The following is a 16,425-nucleotide window of genomic DNA, read 5'->3' on the forward strand; positions in this document are numbered from 1 at the left end:
CGGGCTGTACTACTTTGCGTTTGGTCATGGTTTTCCTTTGGAGGTGGCAGTCTCCTGCCTAATGACCGTTTACACAAAATTATTTACACCCTCGAATAGTCAAGGGCAGTGCATCATGCCGCCTATCTTCTGGCAGGCTCCAGATGGGCTAAAGTAAGTATTACCTGCACCTTTATTGTATCGATTACCAAGATTATCCCAGCAGCCTCCAAGATCGCAGTTTGTAATAACCGAGGGCCTTGCTGCAGGAGTCTGAATATCGGGCCGAGGCATTGCTGAAGCACTATTCTGACCGCACGCAGCTTGCATAACGGGAGCCATTGCGCGCAGCCGGTAACTTCGATTGTCTGGTATACCTTCATTCACAATTTTATTCACCCTAGCCGTAACAGCAATGCAATAGTCACGCTTCTCTTTATATCCTTGTAACGATCCATTATTTTGACCACACGCAGCTTGCATCATTGGCGCCATAGCGCCCAGTCGGTAACTCCAGTTATCTGGATTACCTTCATTCACAGAGCTCATTGCCCTGTCCATGACTGTATTGCAATAGTCAAGCAGCTCTTTATACCCTTTGCTGTGTGCCACTCCATTATTTCTTTCGGAAGAATAATCGGCTGAATTGTCGTATAGCTTAATTTTTTCCGAATTTCCATTGCAAGGTGTTTGAGAATATACAATTCGATTATGGGTTTCTTTGCATTTATACACCCCATCCAAAGAATATGCAGATGTGGAAAAAAACATTAAGGCACCCAACGAATAAAGTATCGCCAAGATCATAAAGCGCCTTTTGAAAAATCCTGAGTCGAACAGTAATTGTGTCAAATCCACAGTATTGCCCTGGAAAGCAACCGTTGCCAGTTGCTTGGCCTCCAGTTCGGTCATGACGTATGCCGGGAATCTGGCGCCAGCAAACCGAGAATGATTGCTGCAGAGATGGTCGATTTTTTTCATGGATCTTCCTTAGATTATCAAAACACAATGAAGCGCCTGCTTCATGAACTGCCCAGCACAGCGGGCACAATTGTTATTGCGCCGAAAGAAAACATCCGGTGCAATGCGCTTCGCTTATTGGCACCCTACATTACACCTTGCGCGGGTTACATTCTCCAAGTCTGAAAAAGCGTTGACGCAAGGATAAAGATGCGTATGATCGTACGTATCTTGTTCCCTGAGCGGATACGTCATGCAAACCTTTTACAACCCAACCGCCAAAAAAGGTCGCCTGTCCTTGTCGATCAATCAAGATCTGCTGGATCGCCTTGAGCCCTATAAGCAACAACTGAATTTTTCCGCGCAAGCCGAGCAGCTGCTTGCGCGCATGCTTGAAGAACTTGAGAGCCGCGCCTGGGCAGAACGCAACGCCGACGCGTTGGCCACACACGGCGTAGATATCGCCGACACCGGGCTGGCGGGTGCTGAATTTGACCGGATTTAAATCTTGGCTCAATTCGACATCTATCCCAATCCAGGCACAAAAAAAGCCGAAATACCGTATCTCGTTGCGATTCAGAATGACCATATCAGCAGCAAAACCGGCGCGACCGTTGTCATCCCCCTGCGCGCCAATGCCCTGCCCGTAGAGATCATGGCGCCACTGGTTGAAGTGGCGGGACAAGGGCAGTTTGTTTTATCGACCGACGAAATTTTCGCGATTGATTCAGCCAGACTCAAAGCGCCGTGCGCCATTCTCAGCAAACTTGATCGTGCAAAAATCAAACCCGCAATAGACAAAGTAATCGGCGAATACTGATTGATCTGCGCCGCCGCAGTTGTCCGAGACCAGCCTACGTGGAGCACAATCGTTACTGCGCCGAATGAAGACACCCGGTGTCGCCGTGCGTGCCCAGAGGAGTGAGAGGATATGCCTCCTTTACGCCAACACCTGACTTCGCTGCGGTTGTTCGCAACCAGCCGAATACGGTATAGTGCGCGCTTGTCCGCAGTCATTGCGGGAGAGTGCGCGCCCGTCGCGCCGCCGAAGGCGTAATTCACCCAGAACCGCTCAGGCTCCCGAACCGCAGTGAAAGCACGGGCATCTCTGGAGAGCGGCGCGCCAAAACACACGGCCAGCGCCCACCGAAGGGGCACACGGTGTTTCACTCACATCGTAATCTCTCAGGTAAACAGGACAGGGGGGTGACGGCTGAATCCGCTTGATGGAATTTAGCCAGTCGATATCCCTTTTTTTATTTACCGAGCCCATGACACCAGACACCCTCACCATCCAGCCTGCACGCATTCCGAATACCGCGCGCATGCCGATCTGGATCCGCCAGAATCTCGGCAACGACGTCCTCTACGGCAAAACCGGCGAGGCGGTGCATGGCAACCGCCTGCACACCGTCTGCGAGGAAGCACGCTGCCCGAATCGCGGCGAATGCTGGAGCCGCGGTACCGCCACCTTCATGCTGCTGGGCGATACCTGCACCCGTGCCTGCGGTTTTTGCTCGGTAAAAACCGGCAAACCCGCCTGGTTCGACGCCGATGAACCGCGCCGCGTAGCGGAGGCGGTGATGGCGTTGCGGCTGCAATACATCGTACTTACCTCGGTCAACCGCGATGACCTGCCCGATGGCGGCGCCGCGATTTTTTCCGAAACCTTGAAGCAACTGCGCCTGAGCGATGCGCAGATCGGCGTGGAATACCTGACCCCGGATTTCCGCGCCTGCCAGGATGAGGCTGTCGCCACCATCATCAACACACTGACGAATCTGCCCGCAGGCACGCGCCGCGACCTGGTGTGGGGACACAACGTGGAAACCGTACCGCGCCTGTATAAAACGGCGCGCAAAGGTTCCCAATACGCACGCTCGCTCACGTTGCTGAACAAGGCCGCGCAGCAACCCGGCGTGGAAGCCAAATCCGCGCTGATGCTGGGGCTGGGAGAAACCCGCACGGAAGTGCTGGGCGTGTTGCAGGATTTACGCGACGCCGGCGTGGTGCGGGTATCGCTGGGACAATATTTGCGTCCGTCGCTGGATAACTTGCCGGTGGTCGAATATATCCACCCCGATATGTTTGCCGAATACGAAAACGACGCGCGTGCGTTGGGCTTTGCTTGGGTCAAGGCCGGCCCCCTGGTGCGCAGCAGTTATTACGCCGAACAACAACAAGGACGCAGTCATGCTTAAACAAACCCCGCTCAACGCTGCACACCGCGCCATGGGCGCCAGGATGGTGGATTTCGGCGGCTGGGACATGCCGGTCAACTACGGCTCGCAGATTGAGGAGCACCATCAGGTGCGCACCGATGCCGGCATGTTCGATGTGTGCCACATGCTGGTGGTGGATGTGAAAGGCGCCAACGTGCGCGGCTTCCTGCGCAAACTGGTCGCCAACAATGTGGACAAGCTCAAGCTGCCAGGCAAGGCGCTGTACTCATGCATGCTAAACCCTGAGGGCGGTGTGATCGACGACCTCATCATTTATTTTCTGACGGAAGACTGGTTCCGCATCGTGGTCAATGCCGGTACCGCAGAAAAAGATGTGGCATGGATGCAAAAACAGGCAGAGGGTCGCGGCCTCGCCATCACTCCGCGCCGTGACCTCGCGATGATCGCGGTGCAGGGACCCAATGCCCGTGCCCGCGTGTGGACGGCGATCCCCGGTACACAAGCCGAGACCGAAGAGCTCAAGCCGTTTAACGCAGTTGCATTCCGGCAATATTTCATTGCCCGTACCGGTTATACCGGCGAGGATGGCTTCGAGGTGATCCTGCCGGCGAACGAGGCCGAGGCTTTCTGGCACCTGCTCGCCACGCTGGGTGTCAAGCCGATCGGCCTGGGTGCACGCGACACGCTGCGCCTGGAAGCAGGCATGAATCTGTATGGTCAGGATATGGATGAAACCACCAACCCGCTGGAATCCGGTCTGGCGTGGACGGTTGATCTGCACAGCGAGCGCGACTTCATCGGAAAATCCGCGTTGCAATCACGCGACATCCATCAACAATTAGTCGGTCTGGTGCTGCTGGATAAAGGCGTACTGCGCGCGCATCAGCAAGTTCATACCGCAAACGGTATCGGCGAAATCACCAGCGGCAGCTTCTCGCCCACGCTGCAGCAATCCATCGCGCTGGCTCGCATCCCGCTGGGCATCGCTCCAGGTGCGGAAGTCGAAGTCGAAATCCGCGACAAAAAACTCAAGGCGAAAGTCGTCAACTACCCTTTCGCTCGCAATGGTAAAGCTTTGGTTTAAATATTCGACATTTCTCCAGGAGAGCACAATGAACATTCCCGCCGATCTGAAATACACCAAGTCCCACGAATGGGCCAAACTCAATACCGACGGCACAGTAACCGTTGGTATTACCGAACACGCTCAGGATTTGCTGGGCGACATGGTGTTTGTGGAAAATCCTGCGGTAGGCCGCAAACTTGCTGCAGGCGAAGAATGCGCGGTGGTGGAATCGGTGAAGGCCGCTTCCGACGTGTATGCACCCATCGCCGGTGAAGTCGTTGCCGCCAACGCCGAGGTCGAAGCCGCTCCGGAAGCGATCAACAAGGACGCGCACGCCGCCTGGATGTTCACCCTCAAGCCGGATAATGCCGCCGATATCGACAGCCTGCTCGACGCTGCCGCCTATCAGGCGCTGGTGGAATCCGAGGCGCATTAAAAAATCCGGCGCACTCAACCGAATCAGCAGGACACATCATGCCCTTCATCCCGCACACTGAACACGACATCCAGGCCATGCTGGCCGCGATCGGCGCGCCTTCCATCGACGCGCTGTTCGACGAAATTCCCGCAGCACTGCGTAACGGCAAGCTCACCAAGGTACCCACTGCGCTGAGCGAAATGGAAATCAACCGCCTGATGCAGGAACGTGCCGAGGCCGACGGCCGCTATCTCAACTTCATCGGTGCAGGCGCCTACGAGCACCACATCCCGGCAGCCGTGTGGCAGATTACGACGCGCGGCGAATTCTATTCGGCCTACACGCCTTATCAGGCCGAGGCTTCGCAAGGCACGCTGCAACTGATTTATGAGTACCAGACCATGATGGCCTCGCTGACCGGTCTGGATGTGTCCAACGCCTCGCTCTACGACGGCGGTTCGGGTCTGGCCGAAGCAGTGCTGATGGCGGTACGCGCACACAAGGGTGCTGCGCGCGTACTGATGCCCCGTACGGTATCCCCGGTGTATCGAGCGGTAGTACGTGGCATCGTTAAAAATCAGCTCATCGAAATCATCGAGTTGGACTACGACCCGGCGACCGGCACCACCCCCGTGCCGACTGCGGATATGGGCGACTTCGCCGCGCTGGTGGTGTCGCAGCCCAATTTCTTCGGCGCGCTGGAGGAAGTCGATACACTTACCGACTGGGCGCACGCGCACGGCGCTCGCGTCATCGCGCTGGTCAACCCGACTTCGCTGGCATTGCTGAAAGCGCCGGGCCAATGGGGTGCCAAAGGCGCGGACATCGCCGTGGGTGAAGGCCAGCCATTGGGTGCGCCACTGTCCAGCGGCGGCCCCTATTACGGATTCATGACCTGCAAACAGGAACTGGTGCGCCAGATGCCCGGCCGCATCGTCGGGCGTACTGTGGATCTGGACGGAAAACCCGGCTTTGCCTTGACCCTGCAAGCGCGCGAACAGCACATCCGCCGTTCCAAGGCCACTTCCAACATCTGCACCAATCAGGGTCTGGTGGTCACCGCCTCCACCATCTACATGAGCCTGCTGGGGCCGGAAGGCCTGAAACGCGTCGCTGCTGCCAGCCACGCCAATACCCGCGTCCTGCTGGAAAAACTGAGCGCCATTGCCGGCGTGAAGCGCGTATTCAGCGCACACTGCTTCCATGAGGCCGTGATCCAGATCGACGCGCCAGCGGGCGAAGTACTGCGTGCATTGCAAGCGCAAGGCATTCTGGGCGGCTATGATTTAAGCGGGCATTACCCGGAGCTGGGCAACGCCATCCTGGTCTGCGCGACCGAAACCAAAACCGCCGCCGACCTCGATCTATATGCGCAACAACTGGCACGCATACTGTCAAAACGGCGCGAAGCCCCGCCTTGCGCCTACAAATCCTGATTTATCACCCACCAAGGAGACATGACCATGAGTACAGTAACCCTAGGCGGCACCCCCATCCAGGTTGCAGGCACTTTTCCTAAAACCGGCGATTCTGCGCCAGATTTCAAACTGACCAACAAGGATCTGGCCGATGTCGGCCTGGCCGAGTTTGCCGGCAAGCGCAAGGTGCTGAATATCGTGCCTTCGCTGGATACCCCGGTGTGTGCCGAATCCACACGCAAATTCAATGCGAAAGCAGGCAGCCTGACCAACACCGTGGTGCTGGTGATCTCCGCCGATCTGCCGTTCGCGCAAGGGCGCTTTTGCAGCACCGAGGGACTGGACAATGTGGTAACCCTGTCCACCTTGCGCGATGGCGATTTCATGCAGGCCTACGGCGTGAAAATCACCGACGGCCCGCTGGCTGGCGTCACCGCCCGTGCCGTGGTGGTGCTGGATGAAGCCAACAAGGTCATCCACGCTCAACTGGTTCCGGAGATCAAGATCGAACCCGACTACGACGCCGCTTTGGCGGTTTTGCAATAAAACCCATAGCCACAGAGAACACAGAGGGCTCAGAGGAAAATCTTTGTGTTCTCCGTGGCGCAAATGGTTTTTTATCAAGTACATCATTAGGCTAGACCATGCTGATATTCGAACACTCCCGCCCGGGCCGTGCCGCACACGCGCAGATGCCGGAACATGCCGCCGATGTGAGCGACTTGCCCGCGCATCTGATGCGCACCGATGCGCCCAGGTTGCCCGAAGCTTCGGAAATGGACGTGGTGCGCCACTACACGCGCCTGTCGCAGAAGAATTTCTCCATCGACACCCAGTTCTACCCGCTGGGTTCATGCACCATGAAATACAATCCGCGCGCCTGCAACTCGCTGGCGATGCTGCCGCAATTCCTGGCGCGCCACCCGCATGCCCCGGCCGAAACCGGGCAGGGTTTCCTCGCCTCGATGTATGAACTGCAGGAAATACTCAAAGACGTCACCGGAATGGCCGGCGTGTCGATGGCGCCGATGGCCGGCGCGCAGGGCGAATTCGCCGGCGTGTCGATGATTCGCGCCTACCACGATGCGCGCAACGACCACGCGCGGCGCGAGATCATCGTTCCCAATGCCGCGCATGGCACCAATCCAGCCACTGCTGTGATGTGCGGCTACACAGTGCGCGAGATACCCACCGACCGCGAAGGCGATGTCGATCTGGAGGCGTTGCGTGCCGCCGTCGGCCCGCACACTGCCGGACTGATGCTCACCAATCCGTCCACGCTGGGCGTGTTCGAGAAAAAAATCCAGGACATCCAGAAAATCGTGCACGATGCCGGCGGCCTGCTGTATTACGACGGCGCCAACCTCAATGCCATTCTGGGGCGCGTCAAACCCGGCGACATGGGTTTCGACGTGATCCACATGAACCTGCACAAAACCTTCTCCACCCCGCATGGCGGCGGCGGACCGGGTGCCGGCCCGGTGGGTGTTTCGGAACGTTTGCTGCCGTTCATGCCGGTACCCGTAGTTACCCATGACAAGGGGCGTTACCGCCTGCTGGTGGAAGCCGACATCCCGCAATCCATCGGCCGCATGAGCGCCAACAACGGCAACGCAGGAGTACTGCTGCGCGCCTACATCTACGCGCGCATGCTGGGCGCGGAAGGCATGCACCGTGTGGCAGACTTCGCCACGCTCAATGCCAACTACCTGCTGGCCGAGTTGAAAAAAGCCGGTTTCGATATTGCCTTCCCCACGCGCCGCGCCAGCCACGAGTTCATCATCACGCTGAAAAAACTCAAGGACGAAACCGGTGTGACCGCGATGGATTTTGCCAAGCGTCTACTCGACTATGGCTACCATGCCCCCACCACCTATTTCCCGCTGCTGGTGCCGGAATGCCTGCTGATCGAGCCGACCGAAACCGAATCCATGGAAACCCTGGACGGCTTCATCACAGCCATGAAGACCATCCTGGCAGAGGCGCGCAGTAACCCCGATCTGGTCAAGGGCGCGCCGTATACCCAGCCGGTGCGACGGCTCGATGACGTCAAAGCAGCACGCGAACTGGATCTTGTCTGGAAGCGTTAATTCAGAAAGCGTTTGCCACAGAGGGCAGAGAACACAGAGAAGAACGGGGGGCAGCACCAGTACACCGATTTTTCTCTGTGTTCTCTGTGAACTCTGTGGCTGGATTTGTTTTTACAGAGAAATTTACACGGACACGGTAGCGCCGTGTCTACGTTTTCATTAGGCTGGCGCTTTTTGTTTGAGGCAGGCTCCATGCAAGAATCCCCGTTCAAAGGCAAAACCGGCGTCAAACGCGTGTTCAACGCGTTTTTTTACTCGCTCGACGGTCTCAAAGCCGCCATCAAGCACGAAGACGCGTTCCGTCAGGAAATGCTGCTCGCCATCATCCTCATCCCGCTGGCACTATACCTGGAGCCGGGCGCGATTGGCCGGGCACTGATGATCGCATCGGTGCTGCTGGTACTCATCGTCGAGTTGCTGAATTCAGCCGTAGAAGCTGCTGTCGACCGCATCTCGCTGGAAAATCACCACCTCATCAAGCGTGCCAAGGATATGGGCAGCGCTGCGGTACTGATTGCGCTGATCAACGTCGCGGTGATCTGGCTGCTGGTGCTGACTCAGTAGCTGCTATCCGCCGGCGCAAACCTTAATTCGAACAGCGTCTCCCCATTTTTACCATTTTCCACGTGCACCGTACCGCCGTGCAACCCCATCACCGCCTTGACGATAGCCAGTCCCAGCCCGGAAGCTGCTTCGGAACCCGCACGCGCGCTGTCCGCTCGATAGAAGCGGTCAAATAACCGGCTCAAATGTTCAGGCGCAATACCCGCGCCGGGATTGACGACCTGGATGCCGTAGCCTCCACCTGGAAGAGGCTGGGCGCTGACTCTGATCACTGCACCGCGCGGGGTGTAACGGATGGCATTGGCGATCAGATTGCTCAAGGCCCGGTTGAGCAGCACCGGATCGGCGTTAAGCGTGCCCGCGGCGTCCACCGCCAGCGTCACCCCGGCCTCTTCCGCCACGCCTTCGAAGTATTCCGCAATACGGCGCAGTTCGCGCTCCATGTCCAGGTGTTCCCGGCGCAACGCGATCTGCGTGTTGTCGGCCCGCGCCAGAAACAGCATGCTCTCGGCCATCCGCGCCAGCCGTTCGTACTCCTCGATATTGGAAGCCAGCAGCGCCTGGTATTCCTCCACGGAACGGGGGCGCGCCAGAACCACTTGGCTCTGCACCATCAAATTGCTGATCGGCGTACGCAGGTCATGGGCGAGATCGGCAGAAAATTGACTCAGCCGCTCGTAGCCATCCTGCAGGCGGTCCAGCATGTGGTTGAAGGCGCGCGCCAGATCGGCGATTTCTGCCGGTGCCTTGGCAATGTCGAGACGTTGATCCAGTTGGCTCGGGCTAATGCCGCCTGCCGCGGCAGTGACCCGGCCCAGCGGCGCCAGGCCGCGCCGCGCCACGGCGAAGCCAAGCAGGGCCATGACGGCCACGCCGCCCCCCAGCGCAATCAGCAGTCTGGTTCGGTAGTTCTGCAGTAAGGCCATGCGCTGTGGGCTTTCCCGCGCCAGCACCACCAGCACCCGGGGGCCCTGAGCATTGGCCCCGAGATGCGCCCACGCCGCCAGCACGCGCCCGTGGCCGCCATCGCTCATGCGCCAGTCGCGTATTGCGTCTGGCGCAGGCAGATCCGCAGCCGTGGCCGCTGCAGGCAAGGGCAGGCCCGGCACGTCTCCCACACCGGCCACCATCCGGCCATCTTCATCCAGGATGCGCAGGCGCAGCCCCTCGGTGCCTATGGTCACATCGTGAAACCGGTGCGGGTCCGCCCGGATAGCAGCCGTATCGGGCACTTCCGACAACAGGTGACGCAATTGCTGCAGCTTGCCGAGCAGCTCCACATCGTTGCGGATTTCCAGTTGCCGGGCCAGCGCCTGATACAGGTAGAAACCGGTGACCGAAAATACCAGCGCGGTCGCCCCGGCAAACAGCAGGGTCAGCCGCTGGGTCAGGGAAAGGCCGCGCCACAACATCACGGCCGCGCTTCCAGCACATAGCCCATGCCGCGCAGGGTGTGGATCAGTTTGTGCGGATAGGGGTCGTCCACCTTGGCACGCAGCCGTCGTATCGCCACGTCGACCACGTTGGTGTCGCTGTCGAAATTCATGTCCCATACCTGGGAGGCGATCAGCGAGCGCGACAGCACTTCGCCCTGTCGCTCCATCAGCAGTTGCAGCAACAGGTATTCCTTGGCGGTGAGATCGATGCGCTGACCGTCCCGGCTCGCGCGATGCTTGATGCGATCCAGTTCCAGATCGGCCACACGCAGCGTCTCCGGCATCTGCCGTACGCCGCGCCGCAACAGGCTGCGGATGCGCGCCAGCAGTTCGGCAAAAGCAAACGGCTTGGGCAGGTAATCGTCGGCGCCCAGCTCCAGCCCGCGCACCCGGTCCTCCACCGTATCGCGCGCACTCAGGAACAGCACCGGCACCGGTTTTGTCCTGCGGATGCTTTGCAGAACCTGCCAGCCGTCCATGCCCGGCAGCATCACGTCCAGCACAATGAGGTCATACTCATCGGACAGCGCAAATAGTTCGCCGTCGGTCCCGGTGCGCGCCAGATCCACGGTGAAACCGGATTCGGTGAGGCCTTTGCGCAGGTAATCGCCGGTCTTGGGTTCGTCCTCGACCACCAGAATTTTCAATTTCGTCTCCCAATGATCCTGTTGATTATGCCCGCTGACCCCGGAATACAACATTACATAAATGTAATCCGGGCGTCAGATTGATGTCATGGCCAGCGGTCTACTGTCCATATCTGATCCATTCGCTGCCTTCCGGAAAAAACATTGATTAACTCCGGCGAGAAATCCTGCGATGCGAAGGCAATTAAAACCGGGGAATGTCCCCGTTAACCGAGGAGTAAATCATGAAACATGCAATTTCAGGAAAAGTTGGCGCGTTATTGCTTGTCGCAGGCACGGCATTTGCGGTACCGGTCTTTGCGGAAAGTCACACCGGGCAGGACGGTCATGGCCATGCGGGGATGGGAATGATGGAGGGCAGGGGCGGGATGGACATGCAACCAATGTCCGGACTGATGAACGACATGTCGAGCGAGATGAAGGATATGTCGGGCATGATGGACAGTGGCAGCATGAACCCCGAGACCATGAAGAAGATGTCGAAACAGATGAAACAGATGGGTGACATGATGAACGAAATGGCAGGCGTGATGGGCAAGGGCAAGGCCATGGATGCCGGCACCAAAAAGAAAATGGGACAGATGCGCAAACAGATGGAGCAGATGCGTGAGGATATGCCTGCCACACCCGCGAAGAAGTGAGCATGCCAAAAACCAGGTGGGCAATCCGCCTGGTTTTCCCGGAGGCGAGATGGATGTCATCACCATTACGGCGAAAGCTCTATGCACTGTAATCGCAGGAAAAACGAAGCCGGGCGCCTGCGGATTCCGTGCCGCGTACGTTTCACGAAAGACTGCGCCAACCTTGTCCAAAAGTTCGGCATCTGGCTTTCGCGGAATTGGGTCGCAGGCGATGAAATCGCATTCCGGAAACAGCCAACGACAGTAGTGTTACATGCAATTTTTCAACACAAAGATGGCAAACCGGCATAGAAAACGTGGCGAGATGTGAACCTGTACCGCCCGGCGCACATAGAAAACAACTCGTTATCCCTGAATCAATAATCGGAGCAGAAGGATTCATGAAAATTGCACAAATCGTCCTGGCGACACTACTGGCGCTCGTGCTGGGCGCCGGCGTATTCGTATGGTCGGGCATATATAACCCGGGCGCCGACAGCCCGCACTGGAAAATTACCTACGCGCTGATGCAAGCCACGCGTGCACGCTCTGTCGAACAACACGCTTCGGCAATCCGGTTGCCAGCCAATCTCGACGACCCGCAACTGATCCTGAAAGGCGCCGGCCAGTACGCTGCAATGTGCACCAGCTGCCATCTGGCGCCCGGGATGAAGGATTCCGAGTTGCGTCCGAGGCTGTACCCCCAGCCGCCCAATCTGAGCGAGGTGAGCGTGAATCCGCGCGAAGCGTTCTGGGTAATCAAGCACGGCATGAAGATGAGCGCGATGCCTGCCTGGGGACCGAGCCATGACGACGCGACGATCTGGAGCATGGTCGCCTTCCTGCAGAAACTACCTGCCATGACGCCTGCGCAGTATAAGGAAATTGTCGCCAAGGCGCCGCCGGACGAAGACATGGGTCCGATGGACGGTGCAACCATGCCGGCCGCACAGGGTCACAGCCATGACAGCAACTCGCATTCCGGCCATTAGCCCTGACGGCAATTCAATTATTTACCCCTGTTATGTAAGGAGAACCGATATGTTGCTGAAACTTTCCGCTGCCCTGATTTTACTGCTCGCATTGAACGGCACCGCCGTTGCCGACTCTGCGCATCACGCCGGGGCTGCCAAACTTGCCGGTACGGAAGCGAACCTGCCGCTCATTGACGGCGAAGTGAAAAAAGTGGACAAGGACACGGGCAAACTGACCATCAAACACGGTCCCATCACCAACCTCGGCATGCCGGCCATGACCATGGTATTCCGGGTCAACGACCCCGCCATGCTCGACAAGGTGAAAAGCGGAGACAAAATCCGTTTTGCCGCAGACAAGGTCAGTGGCGTGCTAACGGTAATGCGAGTGGAACCGGCGAGTGCAGCGGGCGGGAATCCCCAAGCCGAATGACATCGGCTGCCCGCAAGGGAATTCTTCGGACAAAATCCGCTGCTGAGCTATAGTACTATTCCATCAATGCACAATCATTGCTCCGGCCATGATCGTGCTCAAATTAACGCTATTTAGGAGATTTCCTCATGTATGGTTTCAGCATCCAGCTCGACATGCCGTTTGACACCGCAGTAGAAAAAACCATCGAAGGCCTGAAGCAGGAGGGCTTTGGTGTGCTCACCGACATCGACGTCAAGGCCACCCTGAAGGCCAAGCTTAATCTCGACAAACGCCCTTACCGCATCCTCGGCGCCTGCAACCCCCCGCTGGCCAATCGCGCCATCGAAGCGGAAGCCGACATTGGCCTATTGCTGCCCTGCAACGTGGTGGTACGTGAAGAAGCCGACGGCAAAATCACCGTTGCCTTTCTGGATCCCGACATCATGGTCCAACTCGTCAGCAACCCGGAAGTCAGAGCGGTTGCCCAGGAAGCGCGTGCCCGCCTGGAACGAGTACGCGATGGGCTGAAAACATAATCCATATCATTCCAACTGCAACAATATAATGAAAGGAATGCAACATGTATGGATGGGATCACGGTGGCTGGATGTTCGGTAACGGTGGCGGCTGGATGATTTTCGGCTGGTTCTGGATGGCGCTCATCGGGCTGGTGCCCATCCTGCTGTTGTTTGCGCTCGTCAAATATCTGTTCGGTAACCGGGAATCGGGTGCCAATTCCAAGCTAGAAATGCGCCGGACAGCGCTGGATATTCTGGATGAGTCCTACGCGCGCGGAGATTTGACGCGTGAAGCCTATTTGCAAAAACGCGAAGATTTGAACAAAAAATAGGTTCACGGTTACTGAATAGCAGAGCATCTCTTCCGCATCAAACCCAAGGCATTCCCTTAGTGTTCGGGTAGATACGCCAAATCTTCAAATTATTGTCACAAAATTGTCGCCATGAGTCGCGAAACTGGCAGCATGGACAATGACGACTTGTTATTACAGACGCTTTCCTCCCGGCCGTTGCCATTGCGGATTGCATTGGTCACCGAGACCTACCCTCCGGAAATTAATGGCGTAGCCATGACGCTGGGCCGGCAGGTGGCGGATCTGCAACAGCGCGGCCACCAGATTCAGCTGGTGCGTCCGCGCCAGAGCGCGAATGAACTGGCAGCATCCAGCGCCAGCCTGGAAGAAGTGCTGAAACCCGGTATGACAATCCCGCGTTACGCCGGACTGAAAATGGGCTTGCCCGCTAAGTCAGCACTGACCCGGCTATGGAGCCTGAAACGGCCTGACTTGGTACACATCGCCACGGAAGGCCCCCTGGGCTGGTCGGCGCTGGCCGCAGCCAACAAGTTGCGCATCCCGGTCAGCACGGATTTCCATACCAATTTCCACAGCTACAGCCAGCACTATGGCATCGGCTGGTTGCGCCGCCCCATTCTGGCGTATCTGCGCAAATTTCATAACAAGTCCTGTGTGACACTGGTCCCCACCGAGGGCATCCGGCGCGAATTGCAGGTACATGGCTACGGCAATCTGGAAGTCGTGGCGCGCGGCGTGGATACCGAACTGTTTTCCCCGGCGCACCGCGATGCCGATTTGCGCGCCAGTTGGGGCGTGGATGAGACCACTCAGGTCGTGCTGTACGTGGGCCGTCTGGCGCCGGAAAAAAATCTGAAGCTGGTCTTCGCCGCCTTCTCTGCGATGCACCAATGCAATCCACATACACGTCTGGTACTGGTGGGCGACGGCCCGGATCGGGCTGTCTTGCAGGCAGCGTATCCGCAGGCGATATTTTGCGGAATGCGCAGCGGCGAGGATTTGTCACGTCACTATGCCTCAGCTGACGTGTTCCTGTTCCCCAGCCTGACTGAAACCTTTGGCAACGTAACCATCGAGGCCATGGCCAGCGGCCTGACGGTGGTGGCATACGACTATGCGGCGGCGGAGGAACTGATCCGCCACAACGAAAACGGGGTGATGGCCGCTTACGATGATGCGGAGGCTTTTATGGCTCAGGCGGTGCGTCTGGCGGCTGACCCGGCGCTGGCACAACGCATGGCACTGGCAGCCCGACATACCGCCCAGAAAATGAGCTGGGGCAGTATTCACGACCGTTTTGAGCAGGTGTTATATGCAATCGTGGAGAAGGAGGAATACGATGATACGACTCGACTGGCACTGGCAAACACTCGGTGAGTGGGAGGCGCCACTGGCCGCGCGCTTCAATCGGGCGCGGCGGTTTCGCGGGGTGGTCGGCGCGTTCCGCCTGATCAGCCGCCTGGGTAACGGGGTATTCTGGTACACGCTGATGCTGGCACTGCTGGCCTGGGATGGTTATGCAGCAATTCCCGCAGTTCTCAACATGGTGGGTGCCGGGCTGGCCGCAACGCTGATCTACAAGTGGTTGAAGGGCAAGACCTTGCGCCCGCGCCCATTCCAGCAATTTGGCGATATCTTGTGCCTGACCGCGCCGCTCGACCGCTTCAGCTTCCCGTCCGGGCACACCCTGCATGCCGTGGCATTCAGCCTGGTGGTGATCCACTATTATCCTGGCCTGATCTGGCTGGTATTGCCGTTTACCGCACTGGTTGCCGTCTCGCGCCTGATCCTGGGTCTGCACTATCCTACCGATGTACTGGCCGGCATCGCGCTGGGCGGTATCGTGGCCATGGCTTCGCTGATGCTGTAAAAGCAATCGCCCGGCAGCGGCTGGCCGCGCCGGATTTGCCCGATGGTGAAATAGGCAAGCCTGTCCCTGGCAATCGCAGGGCAGCCGCCGTTGGCATCGGCCAGCGGGCTGAACCCTTCGCTCAACTGATTGATTTCACCCAACCTGCGCGTGGTCTGTGCCACGAAATAATCGAAGCGCCGGGACAAACGCCTATCCAGCCGGGCGGAACTTCGATACAACAATTGCGGCAGGCGACTGCCGCGCAATAGGCCGTCAGCGCGCGCCAGCAGCTTCAACGCGCGCTGTGCTGTGGCGATATCCACCTCAAAATGCCGGGCAATATGCTGGCTGATCTCGTCCCGGCAGTCGTGCAGCAGGGTAGCCGGGGTCGCCAGCAAATGCGGTTGTATATGCGCATCCATTGCCCACTCGGAAGCCGCATGGGTGAGCACCGGCAGGTTTATCCACAAATGTTCATGGGCAGGCACAAAATGATGGTGCGCAATCACGTCCACCAGCAGATGGCTTTGGTAACCCAGCGCCAGCGCGCGCTGCACATCGGTATCCGCTTCGCGCATCATGCGCAGCGCGCCATCCCAGTCATGCGTATCGTTAAAAGCCTGCGTACCGACATGCTTGCCGACCAGCGCAAGATCGGGCAGGCACGCTCCGGCCATCACCAGCTTGGGATAACGCAATGCTGCGCGGCGTAATTTGGAGTCCAGCAGCGGCACGCCCCACATCAGCCACTGCGCAAAAAATACGTGGGTGTAAAGCCCCCATGCCAGTACATCGTGTGACTGGCATAGCAGCGGGATACTCCACAACAGCACGCGCAGGGCCTTATTCATATTCAGCAGACTAAGGCGCGCTTACGACAGCATGGTTAACACTGGGTGAAGCTTTGATGAAAGCAGGACAGGCGGGCGCTGTTATAATCCGCGCATTATTTCACTGCCACGGACCATCCA

At 58.0% G+C, this 16,425-nt stretch carries 20 protein-coding genes and 2 riboswitches; of the genes, 16 read left to right on the top strand and 4 right to left on the bottom strand.

Annotated elements, in window-relative coordinates:
* Positions 1-99 precede the first annotated feature (99 nt).
* A complete protein-coding gene (locus tag EI185_RS16160; protein ID WP_124706186.1) occupies positions 100-960 on the bottom strand; it encodes a hypothetical protein in 861 nt (286 codons plus the stop codon).
* A gap of 232 nt (positions 961-1,192) precedes the next feature.
* On the opposite strand from EI185_RS16160, the gene EI185_RS16165 reads away from it, so the two are divergent.
* The 9 genes from EI185_RS16165 (at position 1,193) to EI185_RS16205 (ending at position 8,678) form a co-directional block, all read left to right on the top strand.
* Complete coding sequence (locus EI185_RS16165) at positions 1,193-1,444, top strand: type II toxin-antitoxin system CcdA family antitoxin (protein WP_124706187.1); 252 nt, start codon at positions 1,193-1,195, stop codon at positions 1,442-1,444.
* A gap of 3 nt (positions 1,445-1,447) precedes the next feature.
* Positions 1,448-1,759, top strand: coding sequence for a CcdB family protein (locus EI185_RS16170; RefSeq protein ID WP_189836444.1), 312 nt, complete (start codon positions 1,448-1,450; stop codon positions 1,757-1,759).
* A 189-nt stretch (positions 1,760-1,948) separates the two neighbouring features.
* Positions 1,949-2,037: riboswitch (glycine riboswitch) on the top strand.
* Positions 2,038-2,151: riboswitch (glycine riboswitch) on the top strand. It begins immediately after the preceding riboswitch.
* Positions 2,152-2,210: 59 nt separating this feature from the next.
* A complete protein-coding gene (gene lipA / locus EI185_RS16175; protein WP_189836445.1) occupies positions 2,211-3,140 on the top strand; it encodes a lipoyl synthase in 930 nt (309 codons plus the stop codon).
* Entirely contained in the window at positions 3,133-4,206 is a 1,074-nt protein-coding gene (gene gcvT, locus EI185_RS16180; protein ID WP_124706190.1) for a glycine cleavage system aminomethyltransferase GcvT, read from the top strand. Before lipA ends, gcvT begins: the two co-directional genes overlap by 8 nt.
* 28 nt (positions 4,207-4,234) lie before the next feature.
* Positions 4,235-4,624, top strand: coding sequence for a glycine cleavage system protein GcvH (gene gcvH, locus EI185_RS16185; RefSeq protein WP_124706191.1), 390 nt, complete (start codon positions 4,235-4,237; stop codon positions 4,622-4,624).
* 38 nt (positions 4,625-4,662) lie between these two features.
* On the top strand, positions 4,663-6,042 hold the full coding sequence (gene gcvPA / locus EI185_RS16190; RefSeq protein WP_124706192.1) for an aminomethyl-transferring glycine dehydrogenase subunit GcvPA: 1,380 nt from the start codon (positions 4,663-4,665) through the stop codon (positions 6,040-6,042).
* Positions 6,043-6,069: 27 nt separating this feature from the next.
* Positions 6,070-6,570, top strand: a complete 501-nt coding sequence (tpx, locus tag EI185_RS16195; protein WP_124706193.1) for a thiol peroxidase — start codon at positions 6,070-6,072, stop codon at positions 6,568-6,570.
* Positions 6,571-6,668: 98 nt separating this feature from the next.
* Complete coding sequence (gene gcvPB, locus EI185_RS16200) at positions 6,669-8,114, top strand: aminomethyl-transferring glycine dehydrogenase subunit GcvPB (RefSeq protein ID WP_124706194.1); 1,446 nt, start codon at positions 6,669-6,671, stop codon at positions 8,112-8,114.
* 192 nt (positions 8,115-8,306) lie between these two features.
* Complete coding sequence (locus tag EI185_RS16205; RefSeq protein ID WP_124706195.1) at positions 8,307-8,678, top strand: diacylglycerol kinase; 372 nt, start codon at positions 8,307-8,309, stop codon at positions 8,676-8,678.
* Here EI185_RS16205 and EI185_RS16210 read toward each other — a convergent pair.
* The gene (locus EI185_RS16210; protein WP_124706228.1) at positions 8,672-10,090 is read right to left on the bottom strand and encodes a heavy metal sensor histidine kinase; all 1,419 of its coding nucleotides are present in this window, start codon (positions 10,088-10,090) and stop codon (positions 8,672-8,674) included. The two genes, EI185_RS16205 and EI185_RS16210, sit on opposite strands and share 7 nt — an antisense overlap.
* On the bottom strand, positions 10,090-10,761 hold the full coding sequence (locus tag EI185_RS16215) for a heavy metal response regulator transcription factor (protein ID WP_124706196.1): 672 nt from the start codon (positions 10,759-10,761) through the stop codon (positions 10,090-10,092). The genes EI185_RS16210 and EI185_RS16215 overlap by 1 nt, the downstream gene beginning before the upstream one ends.
* Positions 10,762-10,985: 224 nt before the next feature.
* Between EI185_RS16215 and EI185_RS16220 the strand changes: the two genes are divergently transcribed.
* The 7 genes from EI185_RS16220 (at position 10,986) to EI185_RS16250 (ending at position 15,472) form a co-directional block, all read left to right on the top strand.
* Positions 10,986-11,402 carry a hypothetical protein gene (locus EI185_RS16220; RefSeq protein WP_124706197.1) on the top strand — a complete coding sequence of 139 codons (417 nt, stop codon included), beginning with the start codon at positions 10,986-10,988 and terminating at the stop codon, positions 11,400-11,402.
* A gap of 380 nt (positions 11,403-11,782) precedes the next feature.
* Complete coding sequence (locus EI185_RS16225; protein WP_124706198.1) at positions 11,783-12,373, top strand: c-type cytochrome; 591 nt, start codon at positions 11,783-11,785, stop codon at positions 12,371-12,373.
* 49 nt (positions 12,374-12,422) lie between these two features.
* Complete coding sequence (locus EI185_RS16230) at positions 12,423-12,788, top strand: copper-binding protein (protein ID WP_124706199.1); 366 nt, start codon at positions 12,423-12,425, stop codon at positions 12,786-12,788.
* A 128-nt stretch (positions 12,789-12,916) separates the two neighbouring features.
* Positions 12,917-13,306, top strand: a complete 390-nt coding sequence (locus tag EI185_RS16235; protein WP_124706200.1) for a DUF302 domain-containing protein — start codon at positions 12,917-12,919, stop codon at positions 13,304-13,306.
* Positions 13,307-13,350: 44 nt separating this feature from the next.
* Positions 13,351-13,620 (top strand): SHOCT domain-containing protein, encoded by a 270-nt coding sequence (locus EI185_RS16240; RefSeq protein ID WP_124706201.1) that lies wholly within the window; start codon positions 13,351-13,353, stop codon positions 13,618-13,620.
* 111 nt (positions 13,621-13,731) lie between these two features.
* The gene (locus tag EI185_RS16245; protein ID WP_223247895.1) at positions 13,732-14,979 is read left to right on the top strand and encodes a glycosyltransferase family 4 protein; all 1,248 of its coding nucleotides are present in this window, start codon (positions 13,732-13,734) and stop codon (positions 14,977-14,979) included.
* On the top strand, positions 14,942-15,472 hold the full coding sequence (locus EI185_RS16250) for a phosphatase PAP2 family protein (RefSeq protein WP_124706202.1): 531 nt from the start codon (positions 14,942-14,944) through the stop codon (positions 15,470-15,472). The genes EI185_RS16245 and EI185_RS16250 overlap by 38 nt, the downstream gene beginning before the upstream one ends.
* Here EI185_RS16250 and EI185_RS16255 read toward each other — a convergent pair.
* Positions 15,403-16,305, bottom strand: a complete 903-nt coding sequence (locus EI185_RS16255; RefSeq protein ID WP_124706203.1) for a zinc dependent phospholipase C family protein — start codon at positions 16,303-16,305, stop codon at positions 15,403-15,405. The two genes, EI185_RS16250 and EI185_RS16255, sit on opposite strands and share 70 nt — an antisense overlap.
* Between the last annotated feature and the right edge of the window lie 120 nt (positions 16,306-16,425).

It is taken from the genome of Sulfuriferula multivorans, assembly GCF_003851125.1.
In the GTDB taxonomy this organism is placed as follows: Bacteria; Pseudomonadota; Gammaproteobacteria; order Burkholderiales; family Sulfuriferulaceae; genus Sulfuriferula; species Sulfuriferula multivorans.

What these genes read in the sequence shown, in the direction of transcription:
- gcvPB (WP_124706194.1), top strand. Translation starts at nt 6,669, where the DNA reads ATGCTGATATTCGAACACTCCCGCCCGGGCCGTGCCGCACACGCGCAG.
- EI185_RS16210 (WP_124706228.1), bottom strand. Translation starts at nt 10,090, where the DNA reads ATGTTGTGGCGCGGCCTTTCCCTGACCCAGCGGCTGACCCTGCTGTTT.
- EI185_RS16245 (WP_223247895.1), top strand. Translation starts at nt 13,732, where the DNA reads ATGAGTCGCGAAACTGGCAGCATGGACAATGACGACTTGTTATTACAG.
- EI185_RS16250 (WP_124706202.1), top strand. Translation starts at nt 14,942, where the DNA reads ATGATACGACTCGACTGGCACTGGCAAACACTCGGTGAGTGGGAGGCG.
- lipA (WP_189836445.1), top strand. Translation starts at nt 2,211, where the DNA reads ATGACACCAGACACCCTCACCATCCAGCCTGCACGCATTCCGAATACC.
- EI185_RS16230 (WP_124706199.1), top strand. Translation starts at nt 12,423, where the DNA reads ATGTTGCTGAAACTTTCCGCTGCCCTGATTTTACTGCTCGCATTGAAC.
- EI185_RS16205 (WP_124706195.1), top strand. Translation starts at nt 8,307, where the DNA reads ATGCAAGAATCCCCGTTCAAAGGCAAAACCGGCGTCAAACGCGTGTTC.
- gcvPA (WP_124706192.1), top strand. Translation starts at nt 4,663, where the DNA reads ATGCCCTTCATCCCGCACACTGAACACGACATCCAGGCCATGCTGGCC.
- EI185_RS16240 (WP_124706201.1), top strand. Translation starts at nt 13,351, where the DNA reads ATGTATGGATGGGATCACGGTGGCTGGATGTTCGGTAACGGTGGCGGC.
- tpx (WP_124706193.1), top strand. Translation starts at nt 6,070, where the DNA reads ATGAGTACAGTAACCCTAGGCGGCACCCCCATCCAGGTTGCAGGCACT.
- EI185_RS16160 (WP_124706186.1), bottom strand. Translation starts at nt 960, where the DNA reads ATGAAAAAAATCGACCATCTCTGCAGCAATCATTCTCGGTTTGCTGGC.
- gcvT (WP_124706190.1), top strand. Translation starts at nt 3,133, where the DNA reads ATGCTTAAACAAACCCCGCTCAACGCTGCACACCGCGCCATGGGCGCC.
- EI185_RS16225 (WP_124706198.1), top strand. Translation starts at nt 11,783, where the DNA reads ATGAAAATTGCACAAATCGTCCTGGCGACACTACTGGCGCTCGTGCTG.
- EI185_RS16220 (WP_124706197.1), top strand. Translation starts at nt 10,986, where the DNA reads ATGAAACATGCAATTTCAGGAAAAGTTGGCGCGTTATTGCTTGTCGCA.
- EI185_RS16255 (WP_124706203.1), bottom strand. Translation starts at nt 16,305, where the DNA reads ATGAATAAGGCCCTGCGCGTGCTGTTGTGGAGTATCCCGCTGCTATGC.
- gcvH (WP_124706191.1), top strand. Translation starts at nt 4,235, where the DNA reads ATGAACATTCCCGCCGATCTGAAATACACCAAGTCCCACGAATGGGCC.
- EI185_RS16235 (WP_124706200.1), top strand. Translation starts at nt 12,917, where the DNA reads ATGTATGGTTTCAGCATCCAGCTCGACATGCCGTTTGACACCGCAGTA.
- EI185_RS16165 (WP_124706187.1), top strand. Translation starts at nt 1,193, where the DNA reads ATGCAAACCTTTTACAACCCAACCGCCAAAAAAGGTCGCCTGTCCTTG.